This window comes from Labrenzia sp. OB1 (assembly GCF_001624695.1).
GTDB lineage: Bacteria > Pseudomonadota > Alphaproteobacteria > Rhizobiales > Stappiaceae > Roseibium.
On the sequence record NZ_JSEP01000010.1, the window covers coordinates 177,266 to 192,698 of the forward strand.

The window sequence follows — 15,433 nt, forward strand, 5'->3', positions numbered from 1 at the left end:
TTCGGATGGCACAAATCACACACTGCCGGACTGGCCCAATTGCTGCCAAGTGAAGTTGCGCACCCTGTATGGCCTGGTCTCACCCAAAGTGTCAGAGAACCGCCAAAAATCAGTTGATCCCACCTAATCCCGGAAAAGCCTTCAGTGCCAAGTGTTCTTGCGCGTTACAAAAACACGGTTGCTGCCGTTCGTTTTAACTGCGGCAAAGGTCTGGTTTGAGCCTATTCCGTTGAAAAACTCGATGGTTTTGCGGTTTTGACCGGGGCGCTGAGTTCGAGCAATCCGGTCCTTTTTCATGCAGGGCAGCCGGTTTGCGGGGCCGGGATGAGTTTTGCGAGTTTGCGGAGGTTCTGGGTTGTGGCTGCGAGGTGGAATTCATCGCGGGCGCCGCACGGTCCACGCAATCGAAGCCGTCGAAGGCCAAGTATGCGTTTGAGGTGGGCAAACAGCATTTCGACCTTTTTTCTCAACTTGCACGAGGTTGCATATTGGGTGGTGTGTGAGATGGCACGGGCTACATCGCGCGAAGGCTCGTGGATCGACCTCGTGACTTTGCGTTGAGGCTCCTTAGGGCAACACCTCAGCTTCAGGCCGCAGGCATCACAATCGGCCTTTCGGGCGCGGTAACGCAACGTCCCATCCTTGTTTGCTCCAGCTCGTGGCGTCGTGAAAGCGCGGCGGAATTGTTTGAGTTCTTTGCCGCCTGGACAGATGTAGACATCGTTTACGGTGTCATAGGTGAAGTCCGCCCGCTCATAGGTTCCATCCTTGCGTCCGGACTTGTCTATAACTGGAATATGCGGGGCAATTCCTCGCTCGTTGACCAACCAGTCTAGCATGTGACCAGAACCATAGGCGGTATCGGCAATCAGCCGCTCGGGCATCAGATCAAACCTGTCGCCCACCCGATCTATCATGGTTCGCACGGAGCCAACCTCAGCCTGCCGGATTGAACGTGTGGCTTCCACATCCAGGATCACTGCATTGTCGGTATCGATCAGATAGTTCGTGGAATAGGCGAAATAGGCAGGGCCGCCACGTGCGCCAGTCCACTGAGAGGCCGGATCGGAATGGGAGGTGAACTTCGGCTCCACCACACTGGCTGCGCCGAAGGCTTCATCGTCCAGTGTTTCCAAATATTCCCTGACCGCTCTCGGGGCATCACAGGGATCAATCTTGTCAGGCGCCCACTCCGATTGAGGTGAGGAGTTCTGCCGGTTGGCATCCGCCTGGATCAGACTCGCGTCAGCCGCAAGGCGTTGGCCGCTCGCCAGTCCTTCTTCGATGCAACGTGCCACAACGGTCTCGAAGACATGTCGCAACAGATCGCTGTCCCGGAACCGTCCGTGGCGGTTCTTCGAGAAGGTCGAGTGGTCCGGTATTGGATCGCTCAGATCCAGGCGGCAAAACCAGCGGTAAGCCAGATTGAGATGGACCTCTTCGCAAAGCCGCCGTTCTGACCGGATACCCATCGTGTAACCGACCAGCAGCATCCTGATCATCAGTTCCGGATCGACTGAAGGACGACCGGTCGAGCTATAAAACGGAGCCAGATGCTTGCGAAGATCGGAGAGATCAACAAACCGGTCAATCGAGCGTAACAGATGATCATTCGGGACATGATCATCAATCGAGAACTCATAGAACAGCGCGCTTTGCGCTTCCTGCCTCGGCCCCATCATCGCCAGCATCTCCCAAATCAGTAAGGAGATTGAATCAGCGTTCAGAACTTAAAACAACAGGAGTTTTTCAACGAAATTAGCCCTTTGCGGACCTTGGAAAGGTGTCGCAGATCGAGATAGAGCTTTGAAAATGCAATCCCCAAAAACAATCAACCATTACGATTATTTCACAAACGAATTGCCGTCAGCTATGATCAAATAATATGCTAAAATTGGAAGACGAAATATTAAAATTAATGGTAAAGTATTGGATTGGTGGAGGGGGAATTTGTGGTGATTGTAAAATATTTCATTTCACTTGGGAGTTTCTTTGTTTCCAAAGTCGTCTTGTCAGGGATATTGATTTCCATTCTTTTTGGAAGCGTCAAAGCTGATGCAAATGTTGGAATTTCAGCGCCTCTATTCGGTTGCAGATTTACTGAGGGTGCCAAATATCAGGTTGATTGCCCAACACCACCAGCAGGCACGATATCCCGCTCAAAATTGCACAAACACATTTTTGCTGTGGTGACGATCTTAGGTTCGGAACCTGCGCTAACGTATCTGGAAAAGAATGGAAACTTGCCTCTAAGAGTGACGTTCATTCACGATGGAGTGCGTCAAGACACAGTAGACTACGGGATCAACCCCAAGGATTGGTTCAAGAATAGAGAGGCGTTGAGGTTTGAGTTCGAACGGGATGGGTACTTCGCATGGCGTACCAGTATAATAAGTCAAAAGATTTGGGGCGGAAAACTGGAACTCATCTTTGAAGATTATCGCGGTGGTCGAGTAGCTCCGGTGGGAGACCCTGAAAGCTACTCTGCGACAATACATTTCTCAGATTAGGGGGCTACAATGAGCGATCTTTCATTAGCAAATAGACAACTTCAAAATATCCTGTTGCGAGACGACTTGCCAGACACAGCAAAAGCCGAGCTGGAGGCCATGCAGAAGGAACTCAACTCCCCGCTGCAGACTGATCGATGGATATATCGTACAGTTGTTGTGGTGTTGGGCACCGTCGTCATTGTGACGGTATTTGGCGGTATATATCTCGAAATCGTGTCAAATGGAGACGAAAAGATAGGGCTTCCCCAAGCAATAGTTTCAATTGGATCTGCTGCAATTGGAGCTTTAGCGGGACTATTGGCGCCATCGCCTTCAAGCTGATTTTGCCGGTGAAAAGCTGGAGTAACGAACTAGCCGAGTGAAGAGCCTCATCAGGTCGGCTTTGTCCGCATAGCTGCCAGTCCCGAGAAGAAGGTCGACAGTCCGCTTTGGAGCGTTTTGACCAGTGACGGCGGTTTTTGGCCATCCGCCATTCGGCATCTTCGCCCCGGAAAGCCCACGAGCCCGGCATGCGGCCGTCAGGGGCCGGATTCGCATAACGTATGATATGGAACTCTGGTCGAGGGCATGGTGGCAAATCAGCGGCATTTGACGAGTGTTTGAGGCCCTCTGAAACGCCCTTCACCCGATATTGAAGGTTGCTACCTTGGCATGTGGCGAACTCAGCGCTCAGCCCCGTTCCACCGCAGACTTCTGCCGGTTTTCATAAGGTAGCAACACGCCGCCAAAATCCGGAAAAGTTGCTACCTTGAAATTGCGCGGTCGTTTCCGCCTGGTCTCGGCCGAAGTGGCAGAAAACCGCCAAAAACCGTTATATCCCGCTTGGTCCCGGAAAAGCCCTCCGTGCCAAGTGCTCTTGCGCGTTACACGAACCTGCCGTTCAAGTGCCGCAACTCGAAGTCGGCTTTTGGAGTATTAAGTTGCGCTGATCAAACACTCAATGTCCGTTGTAAGAACGCGACGAGAAGCTCATGGTGCTTGTTTTCTCCATCGCTGCCAGGAACATGACCTTCGCCTTCATAGTAATGCACTTCACCCGGCAAATCAGCTTTCTTACGGCGCTCTTCCAATCGTCGGGTCATGTCTGGCGACCACGTCCGGTCCTCGAGCCCAACGGACAGAAAAAGCGGACCAGGGTAGCGTTCAATTTCAATTGGAGTCGTTGGTAGCAGGGCATCAGAGCTTCCATTCCATGTCCATGCACGCCTGGATGGGTCCCAGGCTTGCCATCCCGGATCGCCAATGTCGCGGTAGCTTTTTGAATCAAACGCGCCACAAACGACATCTGGCGCCGCAAGGCATGCTACTGCATCCGGCAATCCCTCCATTCCGTGTTGCGCCATAAGTGATGAGAGCAGCAAAGCGTGCTCCGCTCCGCGAGACACGCCGTAAACCGCAACTTTTCCATTGCCCGCCGCGAACTTCCGCAACGCAGCCAGTGCCTCTGCGGTTCGTGAGATCTCAACATCTTCGATATGACCAGCGTTCCAGGCGTTACCGCCTTTGGAATAGCTATGCGGGTAGCACAGGAAGCCGCTTGACGCGAGGATGGCCGCAGTTCGATGCGTCCAACCTGACATTCCGCCCTCGGAGCCGTGAAGCAGCAATACACTCGGAAAGGAGGCTTTTCCCGCCGGCCCATAAGTTGTGCCCCAGTCGGGCAAAAGACGGCGGATTACAGACAATTCCATTGCTAGCGTCCAATTTGGTTTTGGTACTATTCTCAGTTACCAGACATCCGTCCGCGATGCAGCATCAGCGGATTTGGGCTCGAAGCCGTCATTCTACGCCTTCTGCCCTTTCCAGGGCTTTTTCCCGTTTGGCGATCACCTCCGGTTCGTTGGAGAAACTCGTTCGAGCTATGAAATGGCCGTTCAACTCATCTTGAAAGCTGCGACCTTGAAATTGCGCGGTCGTTTTCGCCTGGTCTTGGCCGAAGTGGCAGAAAACCGCCAAAAACCGTTATATCCCGCTTAATCCCGGAAAAGCCCTCGGTGCCAGGTGTTCTTGCCCGTTACATTTCGATCCCAAACCTACCCAAATACCGTGCGGCGATTCATGGCAGCGTCTGAACATGAAAAACCGGTTGGAACGTGCAAATCTGTTCCAGTGTATGAGAGAGATGAACGCGATGAGTGCTGATGTCCGATTGTTGGTTCGGGTTGACGATGCCGGATCAAGCTGGTCCTCCAACATAGGCTGCCTGCGCGCATGCTCGGAGGGGATAGCCCGCAGTGTCGAGGTCATGATGCCGTGTTCATGGGTCGCGCACGCCGCGACGCTGTTCAACGCCCAACCTGAAATAGACATAGGTATTCATCTGGCTCTGACGAGTGAATGGGACGCTGTCAAATGGCGTCCACTGACGCAAGCGCCGAGCCTTGTCGACGAACAGGGAGATTTCTTGCCGATGGTCATGCCCCGGGAGGGGGACGTCAGGCCATGCCTGGCGGACGTCGATTGGTCGATCGATGAAATTGCCAATGAATTCAGGGCACAAATCTCGCTTGGAGTTGCCATGTTTCGAAGCGTTTCACATGTCAGTTCCCACATGCTGAAGCATTTCAAGGATTTTGATCCCAAGGTCGGTGAAGTGGTCTGCGATCTTTGTCACGAGTTCGGCCTCGCTGACGATGCGTACGGCTATGGGCTGCCCAGGTTCGAGGGCTATCCGAAATTCCTAAGGAACGCCGCATTCCGGACGGCTGGATTCATGGATCATTTGGCCGGGTTGTCTCGGGGAACATACATCTTCATCGACCACCCGGCGGTGAATTCGCCTGAGCTTGAGGCAACCGGTCACGAGGGCTACGAGGATGTGGCAGCCGATCGGTCGACGTGTCTGGAAACACTGGTAAGCGTTGCCTTGAAACGGAAAATTGATGACCTTGGGATCGAACTGATCAGCTACCGCGACCTTTAGGCCGTGTGGACGCATTGGAGATGCATGTCTCCGGGAGCTGCATCGTTCAGGATCACGTCAATCCGGTACGGGTGATACTGTCAGGTTTTCAAGATTTTACGAGGCCGGAGACAGATGCTTTCTGAACAACCCAAAGGACACCAACCCGGCGGGAAAGAGCCGCTTCAAAGCCTTCCACACCTAGTGCAAAGGCAGTCGCCAGGCCCAAATGCTATCGATTAAAGGCATGAATCAAAGCAAACAAAAGCACTTATAATGACAAAATAAACAGTGAATTAATTGCTGATGCTTGCAGATAAGGTGTGGGGTACGGAGTTGCGCATATATTTTTTATGAATTTTTCAGTTAATTTCGGGAAGTGAAAGACAAGGCTTAAATCAGTCCGTGGCGGAAAGAAATCGGCTTATGATTTCAAGTGTATTGCGAATTTTTGCAATAGCCGTTGTCTATGCTGCGCTCGGGAAGCTTGGCTTGCAGCTTGCCATCCCGCCCGGGTATGCAACCGTGATCTGGCCGCCTTCCGGAATTGCCGTCGCCGTTATACTGGCCTATGGCCACAGGGTGTGGCCCGGTATCTTTATCGGGTCCTTTCTCACCAATTTCAGCGCGGACATTGAAGCGGGATCTCTTGCGGATGTTGTGCAGGCCGCGGCAGTGCCTGCCGGTATTGCCGTCGGGGCGGTTCTTCAGGCGGTCGCAAGTTCAGGTCTTGTCCATAAATTTGCAGGGTATCCAAACCGTCTCGAAACAGAAAAACAGGTGTTTTCGTTTTTCTTCTGGGCCGGACCTGTCGCATGCCTGATCAATTCGACAATCGGCAGTTCGGTTCTCTGCGCCGCCGGCGTCGTCTCGACGGCGGACTATCTGGAAAATCTGGGGACCTGGTGGGCAGGCGACACCATCGGGGTGTTCATTTTCACGCCTTTGTCCCTGGTCTGGATCCTGGGCCTTTCGGCTGACTGGAAACCAAGACGCATGATCGTAACGGTGCCGATCCTGGTATCCTTCATGCTGACGGTCATCTTGACCGTGGCCGGATCGGATTTCGATCGCGAGCGCCTGCAGTTGAACTTTGCCCGGCAAGCCGCGTCGCTTCCTCCCGCGCTTGAACGCACCCTTGAACAGCAGATCAACGTGCTCAACTCCCTTGCCGGCCTGCGCGTTGCATCGCCTGACATGGACCGGCAGACCTTCAAGGTGTTTTCAGACCGGGCGTTCAGATCGTTCGAAGGTATACAGGCGCTGTCCTGGAACCCGGTGATCTACCCGCAGGACCGCGCGGCATTCGAGCAGCAAACGCGCGACGAGGGCTTTGTGGAATTCGCGGTCGTCGAACGGGACGACAGCGCCGGACTGGTACCCGTTGCCGATCGTCAGGATTACGTCGCCGTTCATTTCATCGAGCCGTATGACATCAACAAGGGGGCTCACGGCTTCGACGTCGGGTCGAACACCACACGCAGACAGGCATTCGAAAAGGCCCGGGACACGGGGCAGCCGGTCGCCACCAGCAGAATTACGCTGGTGCAGGAAACAGGCGAACAGTTCGGCGTGCTTGTCTTCATGCCCGTCTATAAACGCGGCGCCATGCCCGTGACGATTGAGGATCGCAGACAGCAAATTGAGGGCTACATGGTGAGTGTTCTCAGGGGCGGCGACATTGTAAATGCCGCGCTTGATGACATAGCGTCGGAGCGCTTCACGTTCCGACTGTTCGATGACAGCGCCCCTCGATCCGAGCAGTTTCTCTTTCAGAGCCGCCGCGCCGACGACAGTGTCAGAGTTCTCGACGAAACGGGGGTTTTCGGTGGCGCGGCGGAATTCGCCGTCACGACACTCATTGACTTCGCCGGCCGCCGCTGGCGCTTCGAAATCAACCCGGCTCCGGAATTCCTTGCTCAGAACCGCTCGGCGAATTCCTGGATCATCCTGTTGGGCGGGGTATTGATAACTGGATTTATTGCCTCGTTCTTCCTGCTTGTCAGTGGCAGAAGCGAAATGCTTCGGGCGATGGTCATGGAAAAGACCAGAAGTCTGTCGATCAGCGAGCACAGGTTGGCGCAGGCACAGCGTATTGCGTCCCTGGGCAATTGGGAATTGAATGTCGAAACCGGCGTGTTCTGGTGGTCCGATGAAGTCAATCGCATCCTGAATACGAATCCAGACAACGCCGCGAAGACCGTAGATCTGTTCCTTGCCTTCATTCATCCCGACGACCGCGCGCTGATCAGCTCCGAAATTGCCAGGCTGCTGAACAAGCGGGGAGCCCTGAACATCGACTGCCGCCTTCTCCTGTCCGGCGGTACGGAGAAGATGGTACAGCTTCAGGCGGAACTCGCCTATGAGGATGGAGAACATCCAATCCGCGTTATCGGCACCATTCAGGATATCAGCGAACGCAAGAAACTCGACCGCATGAAGGATGAGTTCATTTCAACCGTCAGCCATGAATTGCGCACGCCGCTCACGTCAATTCAGGGATCTCTTGGCCTGCTCATGGCCAAGGCCGGCGCCGATGTCGATGAGAAAAGCCAGAAACTGCTTAAGCTTGCCTATGACAATTGCCAGCGCCTGTCCCGCCTCGTCAACGATATCCTCGACATCGAAAAGATCGCCGCCGGCAAGATGGAGTACCGGCTGGAGACCGTCGAAATCTGCCGGCTTGTCTGCGATATCGTCGAGAGACAGCAGTCTTTTGCCGAAAAATACGGTGTCGAATTCGAACAGCACTTCGATGTGCCGGAAATCTATGTGAACCTCGACCAGGACAGGTTCAACCAGGCGCTGGTCAACCTGTTGTCGAATGCGGCCAAGTTTTCCGATGAAGGCGACAGGATTGAAATCCGTGTGTCCCGAAACTCCGCCGGCGAGGCGTTAATTTCCGTGAGCGATAACGGTCAGGGCATCCCCGAAGCCTTCCACAGCAAGGTTTTTGAAAAGTTCGCTCAGGCAGACGGATCCGAAACCCGCATGACAGGCGGCAGCGGGCTTGGATTGAACATTACCAAGAAAATTATTGAAGCTTTTGACGGCACGGTGGAATTCGAGAGCGAAGAAGGCGTAGGGTCGACCTTCACCTTTACTTTGCCTGTCAGTCAGCCTGATGAGAAAGGTAGCGGAAACAATGCCTGAGAAACTGACAAGGATCCTGTACGTCGAAGACGACGAGTCGATCGCTCAGATCGTCATGATGACCCTGGAGGATCTCGGCGGCTTCACGGCAATACATTGCGACAGTGGCCAAAAAGCGCTTGAGACCGTCATCGACTTCGCCCCGCAACTCATTTTGATGGACGTCATGATGCCCAAGATGAGCGGTCCGGAAACCCTGGAGCACCTTCGCAAGATGCCCGGAGCGAAGGATATCCCGGTTGTCTTCGTCACAGCCAAGGCTCAAATCCATGAGCAGGAGGCCTACATGAAGCTTGGCGCAACAGGCATCATCGTGAAGCCCTTCGACCCGATGACGCTGTCGGAGGAGGTAACGTCGCTATGGGACCGGTTCAACGCCAATCTCGACAAATCCCAGGCGACAGGACCTGTCTGACCGTCTCGCTGCCTGTCTACCCGGCGTGTCCGGAGGGAGGTATTACCCTCCGTCAGCCGGTGATGCCGGCGGGACTTCCGGGACGGCGCTGCAGGTGGTGTCGCCGCCGAAACAGCCGTATTTTTCGCCCTGCAGGGAGGTGGCATAGCTGACGCCCGCGCCGGGTGCTTCTTCCGGCACGGTTTTGGCCGTCAGGACGAAGTCCGCCTGCTCTTCAAAGATGATCACGAAATCAGACCCGCCAAAGGCGAAATTGGCGAATTCCCAGCCCTTGTCGGCCTCCGCATTCTCTTTCACCCAGTCGCGTTTCACGATGGAGGAGACCTGAGCCATGCCCATCGGCGAGATCACCACCGTGCCGTGGTCCTCGGTCTCGATGCCGATGACCATGCGGGTCTGGCCGAACTGCCAGTCGGCTGTGTCCTGCGGATCGTAATGGCTGACTTCCTCCGGACGGCGGGCCTCGGCCCAGCCGGATTTCATCCGGACGCCAGATTGAAAGTGCCTGAGGTAAACGATTTTGCCTGCCACCGGTACATGCAGCCGGTGATAGTTGTTGACGTTCAGGAACTGGTGGGTCCAGGTGCCCCTGTTGAAAATCTCCGGATCGATTGAACCGAATGTCTCCAGAACGGTTTCGCCTTCCTTGCCGATAATGAAATCGGCGACGTCGCTGTAAAGCTGCCCCTTGATCACTTCGCCGCCCTGGGAGACGCCGTCATAAGTGGTCACCAGCTTGCCGTTGCCGCTGATTGGCCACCATCCGGCCGAGGTGCTGTCGCCAATGGAAACAACGGTCGCGGGATCGTCGTAGCCCTGGACGGGGCGCGAACCGGTGGGGAAGGTGGCCGCGCACAATTCGCGGGTGAAAAAGTCCTGGAACGTCGTGTACCCAGTGTCCGGCGGGCAGTACCAGTCGCCGAAATTCGGATCGTTGGTGAAGTCGGGCACGTGGACGGCTGAGGCGGGCGTTTCCAGATAGCGGCCCCACTCTTCGGCGATATCGCGCATCCAGCTGGAAAAGGCGTCATTTTCGAACTGAATCTGTCCGCGCGGGTCGGTGGTAAGCTGCCGGTCGACCAGGAAGTAGCTGAAGGACAGGATGTCGAGAATGTTCCAGTTGCAATAGTTGGCGCCATCCATGCTGACCCGGATCTTGCCGTCGTAAATCCCGGTGTCGATGTTCTGCGGCGGATAGGTGACCAGAGCGTCGATGAAGCGATAATAGTCCTCCAGGCTTGCGACCGGATTGGTGTCGGGGTTCGAATTGACGATCTGTCCAAGCTCTATGGAGCGCTCAAGCTGCTCCTGAAGGTCCGGATCGCCCAGGATCAGCGACATCAGCTTTTCCGTGGCCGGCTGCAGGCCCGGTTCAGGACATTCCTGCGCCAGAACGCCGCCGGCGGAGGTGCAAAGCGCGAGGACGAAGAAGGAGGCAAAGCGTTTGTACATTGGAATAATCCCCTCGATTATCGCGATTTTGTCGAAAAGAACGTGCGTCGGGTAACGCCAGACAATCTCTGATCGGATGTTCGGATATTAACGTTGCGTCATCATATGCGGTTTTTGACAAGTAACAACCATAAATAGCAGGCTCTGGATCTTTCAGTGCCTCGCGAGTCCCCTGTAGTGCGCACCTTGAAAAGGTTTGCGCAGGGAAGAGCTGGAAGCCGGATCACGGGCGGGAAAAGATTCTCTATCAAGGGTTGTGTTTTTTGCCCGCCGGCGTGACCCCGAGGGCGCTCACGAAAGCCAGCCATAGACATACCCGGCCATCAGCGACCCGCTAACCGCGAGAGCGAGGTAGAGAAGGAAGGGCGTCAGCCGGAGGACCGGGAAGATTGCCATCGCACCCCAGATGCTGACGACACCGCCGGAAACCAGGAAAGCCATGCCCGCTCCGGGCGACATGCCGTGCTCCATCAGGCCGCGTGTCAGCGGCAGGGCGGCGTATCCGTCCAGATAGGCCGGTGCACCGACGAAAACGGCGAAGGGAATGGCCCACCAGACATCCTCGCCCACATAGGCCGCCAGAGCTTCCGGCCGCAGGGCGGCATTCAACGCGAACTCCGCCGCGAAGGCCGGAATGAGGCAGATCAGGATCAGCCGTGTGGTGGCGCTGAAGGTGCGCCGGAAGATCTCGCGCCGCGCCGCGTCCTTCCAGATCCATGCATCGAAGGGCAGGGGTGTCCCGCATGCGCACTTTGAAAGATCGCCGGTGATAGCGTTGCTGCGCAGGGCCGCTGTCGCCCAGCCTTTTTTCGCGAAGATCGACGTGATCATGCCGCCCCAGAGGCCGAGGCCGAAGGCCGCGAGCGTCTTGCCGGCAGCGAAACCTATCCCGAGTGTTGCCGCGGTTGTCGCCAGCATCGCCGGATCGGTGACAGGCGAAGACAGCCAGAATGCCATGACCGGTGCCAGCGGAATGCCGGCGGCCAGCAGGCCGGCCATCAGCGGCAGCACGGTGACCCCGCAGACCGGCGTGACCGCACCGATGGCCGAGGCCGCAAGGATGGCGGTGAAGAGCCGTCCCTCGAAGGCCCGCGCAATGTGAGCGTCGGCGCTGCTGGCCATAATCCAGGCGGAAAGAAAAATCCCCGGAATGACAAGCGGTGCGACCAACACCAGTCCAAGCGTCACGAATTGAGCCATCTCCCAGGCCTGCGAAGGCCAGACCAGCGTTCCGGCAGCCGCCGCACCCAGCAATCCGAGTAACGGAAGCAGCCGGACAATCGGGCGGGAAACCGGTTCAGTACGTTCGGACATGGCAGTCTCCTTGCATCGGTTCCCCGAGTGTCGGAGGTTGCGTGCCATATGTGAAACGGGTAATTCATAATTCAGATATGAGGAATTTGAATGGGACAGCTCGACAGCGATATACTGCGCACCTTTCTTGCGGTGGCCGAGGCGGGAAGCGTCACTCAAGGGGCCGCGCGGATCTTCAGATCGCAATCGGCCACCAGCCTGCAGATCGGCAAACTCGAGGCAATGCTCGGTCACCCGGTTTTTGAACGGCACGGGCGCGGCGTCATTCTGACAGACGCGGGCGAGCGCCTGCTGCCGGTGGCGCGGGACGTGACCGGCAAGCTGGACGCTGCCCTGCGCGAACTGACTTCGGACGATCTCGATGGCAGATTGCGCCTTGGCATTCCCGACGATCAGGGCAAGGAAACGCTTTCGAGAATTGTCGGCGAATTCGCGCAGTCCCATCCGCGTGTCGATCTGGAAGTTACATGTGCAATGAGCGCCGGGTTCCCGGATGCCCTGGCCTCGGGAACTCTGGACCTGGCCATTTACGAAGCGGCGCATCCGGCCCCGGGGGCCGAGGTCCTGCGCCGGGAGCGTACCTGCTGGATGGTCTCGCGCCATCATGATCTTCTGACCCGCGACCCGCTTCCGATTGCGCTGTTCGACCGGGACTGCTGGTGGCGCGACGCGGCTCTGGACGCCCTGCGCGCTGCAGGGCGCCCCTTCCGGATCGTCTATTCCAGTCAGAGCGTCGCTGGCGTTGCCGCCGCAATAGAAGCCGGCATCGCCGCCGGGTTGCTCGGCGAGACGAGCCTGAGCGAAAATCTCCGGCAGGTGGATCTGAGTGGTGGTGCGATGCCCGTCTCCAACCTTGTCCTCGGCCTGGGCCCGGATACCGTCACGCCACCGATAGAAGCCATGAGGTTGGCCATCCGAAACGCGTTTGGCGTGGAGTAGGGTGAAAGGATGTAAATTGCCGAAGCGCCGTCGCCGACAGGGCCGGACATACCCTCGGAGCCACAATAGCATACCGGGAAAGTGTCAGTCGGAGACTACCGCCGTTTCCCGAAAGTCGGTTTGCCGGCGCCTGCCGGCCGGGCACGTTGATCCGATTGCCCGGAGTCCTGCGGTTTTTCCGCGGCCAGCTTGCGGGCAAAGAAACTGTCGAGGCTTTCCGTGCGCGTGTCGACCTCGGTCTTCAGTGCCTCCTCGGAGGTCTTCAGCACCTGGGCGCGCTGCCTGGAAGAATGGCGTTTTTCGCTGACGAACTGTACGCCGCAACGCAGACCGTCTTCCCAGCGGCGTTCGCAGGTGACTTCGTAATCCTCCAGATCGATCTGCAGGTCGAATTCCTTCGGCAGCAGAAACGCCTGCTCGAATTCCAGCATCGCACCGCCATCGGACAGGTTGCGCACCGTGCAGGGTATGGACCGCAGGCCGCTCTGGAATATCATTCTGCCCTTCTTGAAGACACGTGCCCGCCGCTGGCGCGGCAGCAAATCGCGGTCGTCTGCGTCCGCTTGACTGGACTGCGGTTCCGGCTTGGCGTCCGACATGGTCATCTCACATCCGTTGGTTACGCACGAAGGTTTTTTACCATCTGTCAGCTATCTTATCAGCAAATGCCTTGCGAATCCGTGAATTTTCAGACCGCCTCGGGCATCTGTGCCTGCGGTTCCCTTGAGCGCGGGAACAAAACCCCCTAAGGCGGTGTGCCGGGAGTGGAAGCTTTTTCTTTTCGGCCGCATTCGTGGAACGCCATTCCTTGTAATGATACTGTTCTTTCTTTCTATTTGCGGCCAGGGAAAACGGGCGAAAACTGTGACAACATTTCGGAATTTGAACGGGTTGAGGCGTAAATGACTAAAGACCAGATATTTTTCCTGAACCGGCTGGCAATCCGGGCCGGTGAGGAAATCCTGAGAATCTACGCCGAACCGTTCGACGTCGAGAACAAGGCCGACGGCTCTCCGGTCACGAAAGCCGACGCCGTGGCGGAGAAAATCATCCTGGCAGGGCTGGCCGAAGGCTTTCCGGGCGTGCCTGTTGTCGCCGAGGAAGCGGTCGAGGCCGGGCACCTGCCAGCCGTCGGAGAGCGCTATTTTCTGGTTGATCCGCTCGACGGCACAAAGGAATTCCTCAAGAAAAACGGCGAGTTCACGGTCAATATCGCCCTCATCGATCAGGGTAAACCGGTCTATGGGGTCGTATCGGCTCCGGCGCTCGGCGAAATTTTCTGGGGTGGATCCCTGGAAGGTGACGCGACCGCCGGGCAGGCATTTTCCGGCCGGATTGAGGGCGGCGATATAACCGCCATTGAGCCCATCAAGGTCAGAAAGCCGCCGGTGGAAGGCTTGAGCGTGCTTGCCAGCCGGTCGCATATGTCGGAGGAGACGGCCGAACTGATCGGGCGCCTGAACGTTGCCGAACAGCTGTCGGTCGGCTCGTCGCTGAAACTGTGCTGGGTCGCGGCCGGAAGGGCGGATCTCTATCCGCGCCTTGCGCCGACCATGCAGTGGGACATTGCCGCAGGAGACGCGGTGGTGCGCGCGGCGGGCGGCTCCGTCGTCCTGGCCGAAACCCACGAGGACTTCGTCTATCGCGTGCCGCCGGGGGCTCGCAAGGACGATCTGCGCAACGTGCATTTCATCGCCGTCAGCTCACGCGAGCTGCTGTCGGCTCTGGCATCCGCCGCCTGAAACACCGCACGCGAACCACTTTCGGACAGACGAGTGTTGAGCCGGGCCGCCGGCACGAACGGAAAAAGTGAACATGAACATGCAATCTCACGGCGTCACGCCCGAACGCCTCAGCAATCTGAAGCGTCTTGAAGCGGAAAGCATCCACATCATCCGCGAGGTGGCGGCGGAGTTCTCCAACCCGGTGATGTTGTATTCCATTGGCAAGGACAGCGGTGTCATGCTGCATCTGGCCATGAAGGCGTTCTATCCGTCAAAGCCGCCCTTTCCTTTGCTGCATGTGGACACCACCTGGAAATTCCGCGAGATGATCCGGTTTCGCGACGACACCGCCAAACGTCTCGGTCTGGACCTGATCGTTCACACCAATCCGGAAGGGCTGGAGAAGAACATCAGCCCGTTCGATCATGGCTCCTCCGTTCACACCCGCATCATGAAAACCGAGGCGCTGAAGCAGGCGCTGGACAAATACGGTTTCGACGCTGCCTTCGGTGGCGCACGCCGGGACGAAGAGAAATCCCGTGCCAAGGAACGCGTTTTCTCCTTCCGCAACGCCAATCACGGCTGGGACCCGAAGAACCAGCGTCCGGAACTGTGGAACCTGTACAACGCCCGGGTCGCCAAGGGTGAGAGCATCCGCGCCTTTCCGCTGTCCAACTGGACGGAGCTGGACATCTGGCAGTACATCCTGACGGAAGACATCCCGATGGTGCCGCTGTATTTCGCCGCTCCCCGTCCCGTGGTGGAGCGCGACGGCATGCTGATCATGGTCGATGACGAGCGCATGAAGCTGCAGGCCGGAGAAACAATCGAGGAGAAGATGGTCCGTTTCCGCACTCTCGGCTGCTATCCGCTGACGGGCGCAATTGAATCCGAGGCCGATACGCTTCCCGCCATTGTCCGCGAAATGCTGATCGCCCGCACCTCCGAACGCCAGGGCCGTCTGATCGACAAGGACGAAAGCGCTTCGATGGAAAAGAAAAAGCGGGAAGGATATTTCTAG

At 56.9% G+C, this 15,433-nt stretch carries 13 protein-coding genes; 8 read left to right on the top strand and 5 right to left on the bottom strand.

The window, feature by feature from the left end; genetic code table 11:
* Window positions 1-293: 293 nt before the first annotated feature.
* Window positions 294-1,682, bottom strand: a complete 1,389-nt coding sequence (locus tag OA90_RS15405) for an IS1182 family transposase (protein WP_068413674.1) — start codon at window positions 1,680-1,682, stop codon at window positions 294-296.
* Window positions 1,683-1,952: 270 nt separating this feature from the next.
* Between OA90_RS15405 and OA90_RS15410 the strand changes: the two genes are divergently transcribed.
* The gene (locus OA90_RS15410; protein ID WP_156510516.1) at window positions 1,953-2,510 is read left to right on the top strand and encodes a hypothetical protein; all 558 of its coding nucleotides are present in this window, start codon (window positions 1,953-1,955) and stop codon (window positions 2,508-2,510) included.
* A 9-nt stretch (window positions 2,511-2,519) separates the two neighbouring features.
* Complete coding sequence (locus OA90_RS28575; protein ID WP_156510517.1) at window positions 2,520-2,834, top strand: hypothetical protein; 315 nt, start codon at window positions 2,520-2,522, stop codon at window positions 2,832-2,834.
* 608 nt (window positions 2,835-3,442) lie between these two features.
* Here OA90_RS28575 and OA90_RS28050 read toward each other — a convergent pair.
* Window positions 3,443-4,204 (bottom strand): acyl-CoA thioester hydrolase/BAAT C-terminal domain-containing protein, encoded by a 762-nt coding sequence (locus OA90_RS28050; protein WP_082837070.1) that lies wholly within the window; start codon window positions 4,202-4,204, stop codon window positions 3,443-3,445.
* Window positions 4,205-4,644: 440 nt separating this feature from the next.
* On the opposite strand from OA90_RS28050, the gene OA90_RS15425 reads away from it, so the two are divergent.
* From OA90_RS15425 to OA90_RS15435, 3 genes are all read left to right on the top strand, one after another.
* Entirely contained in the window at window positions 4,645-5,436 is a 792-nt protein-coding gene (locus tag OA90_RS15425) for a ChbG/HpnK family deacetylase (protein WP_199823726.1), read from the top strand.
* Window positions 5,437-5,841: 405 nt separating this feature from the next.
* Window positions 5,842-8,568: a CHASE domain-containing protein gene (locus OA90_RS15430; protein WP_068413547.1), complete on the top strand. Its 2,727-nt coding sequence runs from the start codon at window positions 5,842-5,844 to the stop codon at window positions 8,566-8,568.
* The gene (locus OA90_RS15435; protein ID WP_068413550.1) at window positions 8,561-8,983 is read left to right on the top strand and encodes a response regulator; all 423 of its coding nucleotides are present in this window, start codon (window positions 8,561-8,563) and stop codon (window positions 8,981-8,983) included. Before OA90_RS15430 ends, OA90_RS15435 begins: the two co-directional genes overlap by 8 nt.
* A gap of 42 nt (window positions 8,984-9,025) precedes the next feature.
* On the opposite strand, the gene OA90_RS15440 is transcribed toward OA90_RS15435, so the two are convergent.
* Together OA90_RS15440 and OA90_RS15445 are read right to left on the bottom strand one after the other, a co-directional pair.
* On the bottom strand, window positions 9,026-10,435 hold the full coding sequence (locus OA90_RS15440) for a phosphatidylserine decarboxylase family protein (RefSeq protein WP_068413553.1): 1,410 nt from the start codon (window positions 10,433-10,435) through the stop codon (window positions 9,026-9,028).
* Window positions 10,436-10,726: 291 nt separating this feature from the next.
* On the bottom strand, window positions 10,727-11,749 hold the full coding sequence (locus OA90_RS15445; protein ID WP_068413556.1) for a permease: 1,023 nt from the start codon (window positions 11,747-11,749) through the stop codon (window positions 10,727-10,729).
* A gap of 90 nt (window positions 11,750-11,839) precedes the next feature.
* Between OA90_RS15445 and OA90_RS15450 the strand changes: the two genes are divergently transcribed.
* On the top strand, window positions 11,840-12,688 hold the full coding sequence (locus OA90_RS15450; RefSeq protein WP_068413559.1) for a LysR family transcriptional regulator: 849 nt from the start codon (window positions 11,840-11,842) through the stop codon (window positions 12,686-12,688).
* Between the two features lie 95 nt (window positions 12,689-12,783).
* On the opposite strand, the gene OA90_RS15455 is transcribed toward OA90_RS15450, so the two are convergent.
* Window positions 12,784-13,293: a PilZ domain-containing protein gene (locus OA90_RS15455; RefSeq protein WP_208986152.1), complete on the bottom strand. Its 510-nt coding sequence runs from the start codon at window positions 13,291-13,293 to the stop codon at window positions 12,784-12,786.
* Between the two features lie 297 nt (window positions 13,294-13,590).
* Between OA90_RS15455 and cysQ the strand changes: the two genes are divergently transcribed.
* On the top strand, window positions 13,591-14,430 hold the full coding sequence (gene cysQ, locus OA90_RS15460) for a 3'(2'),5'-bisphosphate nucleotidase CysQ (protein WP_068413564.1): 840 nt from the start codon (window positions 13,591-13,593) through the stop codon (window positions 14,428-14,430).
* A 73-nt stretch (window positions 14,431-14,503) separates the two neighbouring features.
* Window positions 14,504-15,433: a sulfate adenylyltransferase subunit CysD gene (gene cysD / locus OA90_RS15465; protein ID WP_156510518.1), complete on the top strand. Its 930-nt coding sequence runs from the start codon at window positions 14,504-14,506 to the stop codon at window positions 15,431-15,433.

Bases quoted from the DNA above. Each gene is read 5' to 3' on its own strand.
- OA90_RS15450 (WP_068413559.1), top strand. From the start codon at position 11,840: ATGGGACAGCTCGACAGCGATATACTGCGCACCTTTCTTGCGGTGGCC.
- OA90_RS15445 (WP_068413556.1), bottom strand. From the start codon at position 11,749: ATGTCCGAACGTACTGAACCGGTTTCCCGCCCGATTGTCCGGCTGCTT.
- OA90_RS15455 (WP_208986152.1), bottom strand. From the start codon at position 13,293: ATGACCATGTCGGACGCCAAGCCGGAACCGCAGTCCAGTCAAGCGGAC.
- OA90_RS15425 (WP_199823726.1), top strand. From the start codon at position 4,645: ATGAGTGCTGATGTCCGATTGTTGGTTCGGGTTGACGATGCCGGATCA.
- OA90_RS15435 (WP_068413550.1), top strand. From the start codon at position 8,561: ATGCCTGAGAAACTGACAAGGATCCTGTACGTCGAAGACGACGAGTCG.
- OA90_RS28575 (WP_156510517.1), top strand. From the start codon at position 2,520: ATGAGCGATCTTTCATTAGCAAATAGACAACTTCAAAATATCCTGTTG.
- OA90_RS15440 (WP_068413553.1), bottom strand. From the start codon at position 10,435: ATGTACAAACGCTTTGCCTCCTTCTTCGTCCTCGCGCTTTGCACCTCC.
- OA90_RS15405 (WP_068413674.1), bottom strand. From the start codon at position 1,682: ATGATGGGGCCGAGGCAGGAAGCGCAAAGCGCGCTGTTCTATGAGTTC.
- OA90_RS28050 (WP_082837070.1), bottom strand. From the start codon at position 4,204: ATGGAATTGTCTGTAATCCGCCGTCTTTTGCCCGACTGGGGCACAACT.
- cysQ (WP_068413564.1), top strand. From the start codon at position 13,591: ATGACTAAAGACCAGATATTTTTCCTGAACCGGCTGGCAATCCGGGCC.
- OA90_RS15430 (WP_068413547.1), top strand. From the start codon at position 5,842: ATGATTTCAAGTGTATTGCGAATTTTTGCAATAGCCGTTGTCTATGCT.
- cysD (WP_156510518.1), top strand. From the start codon at position 14,504: ATGAACATGCAATCTCACGGCGTCACGCCCGAACGCCTCAGCAATCTG.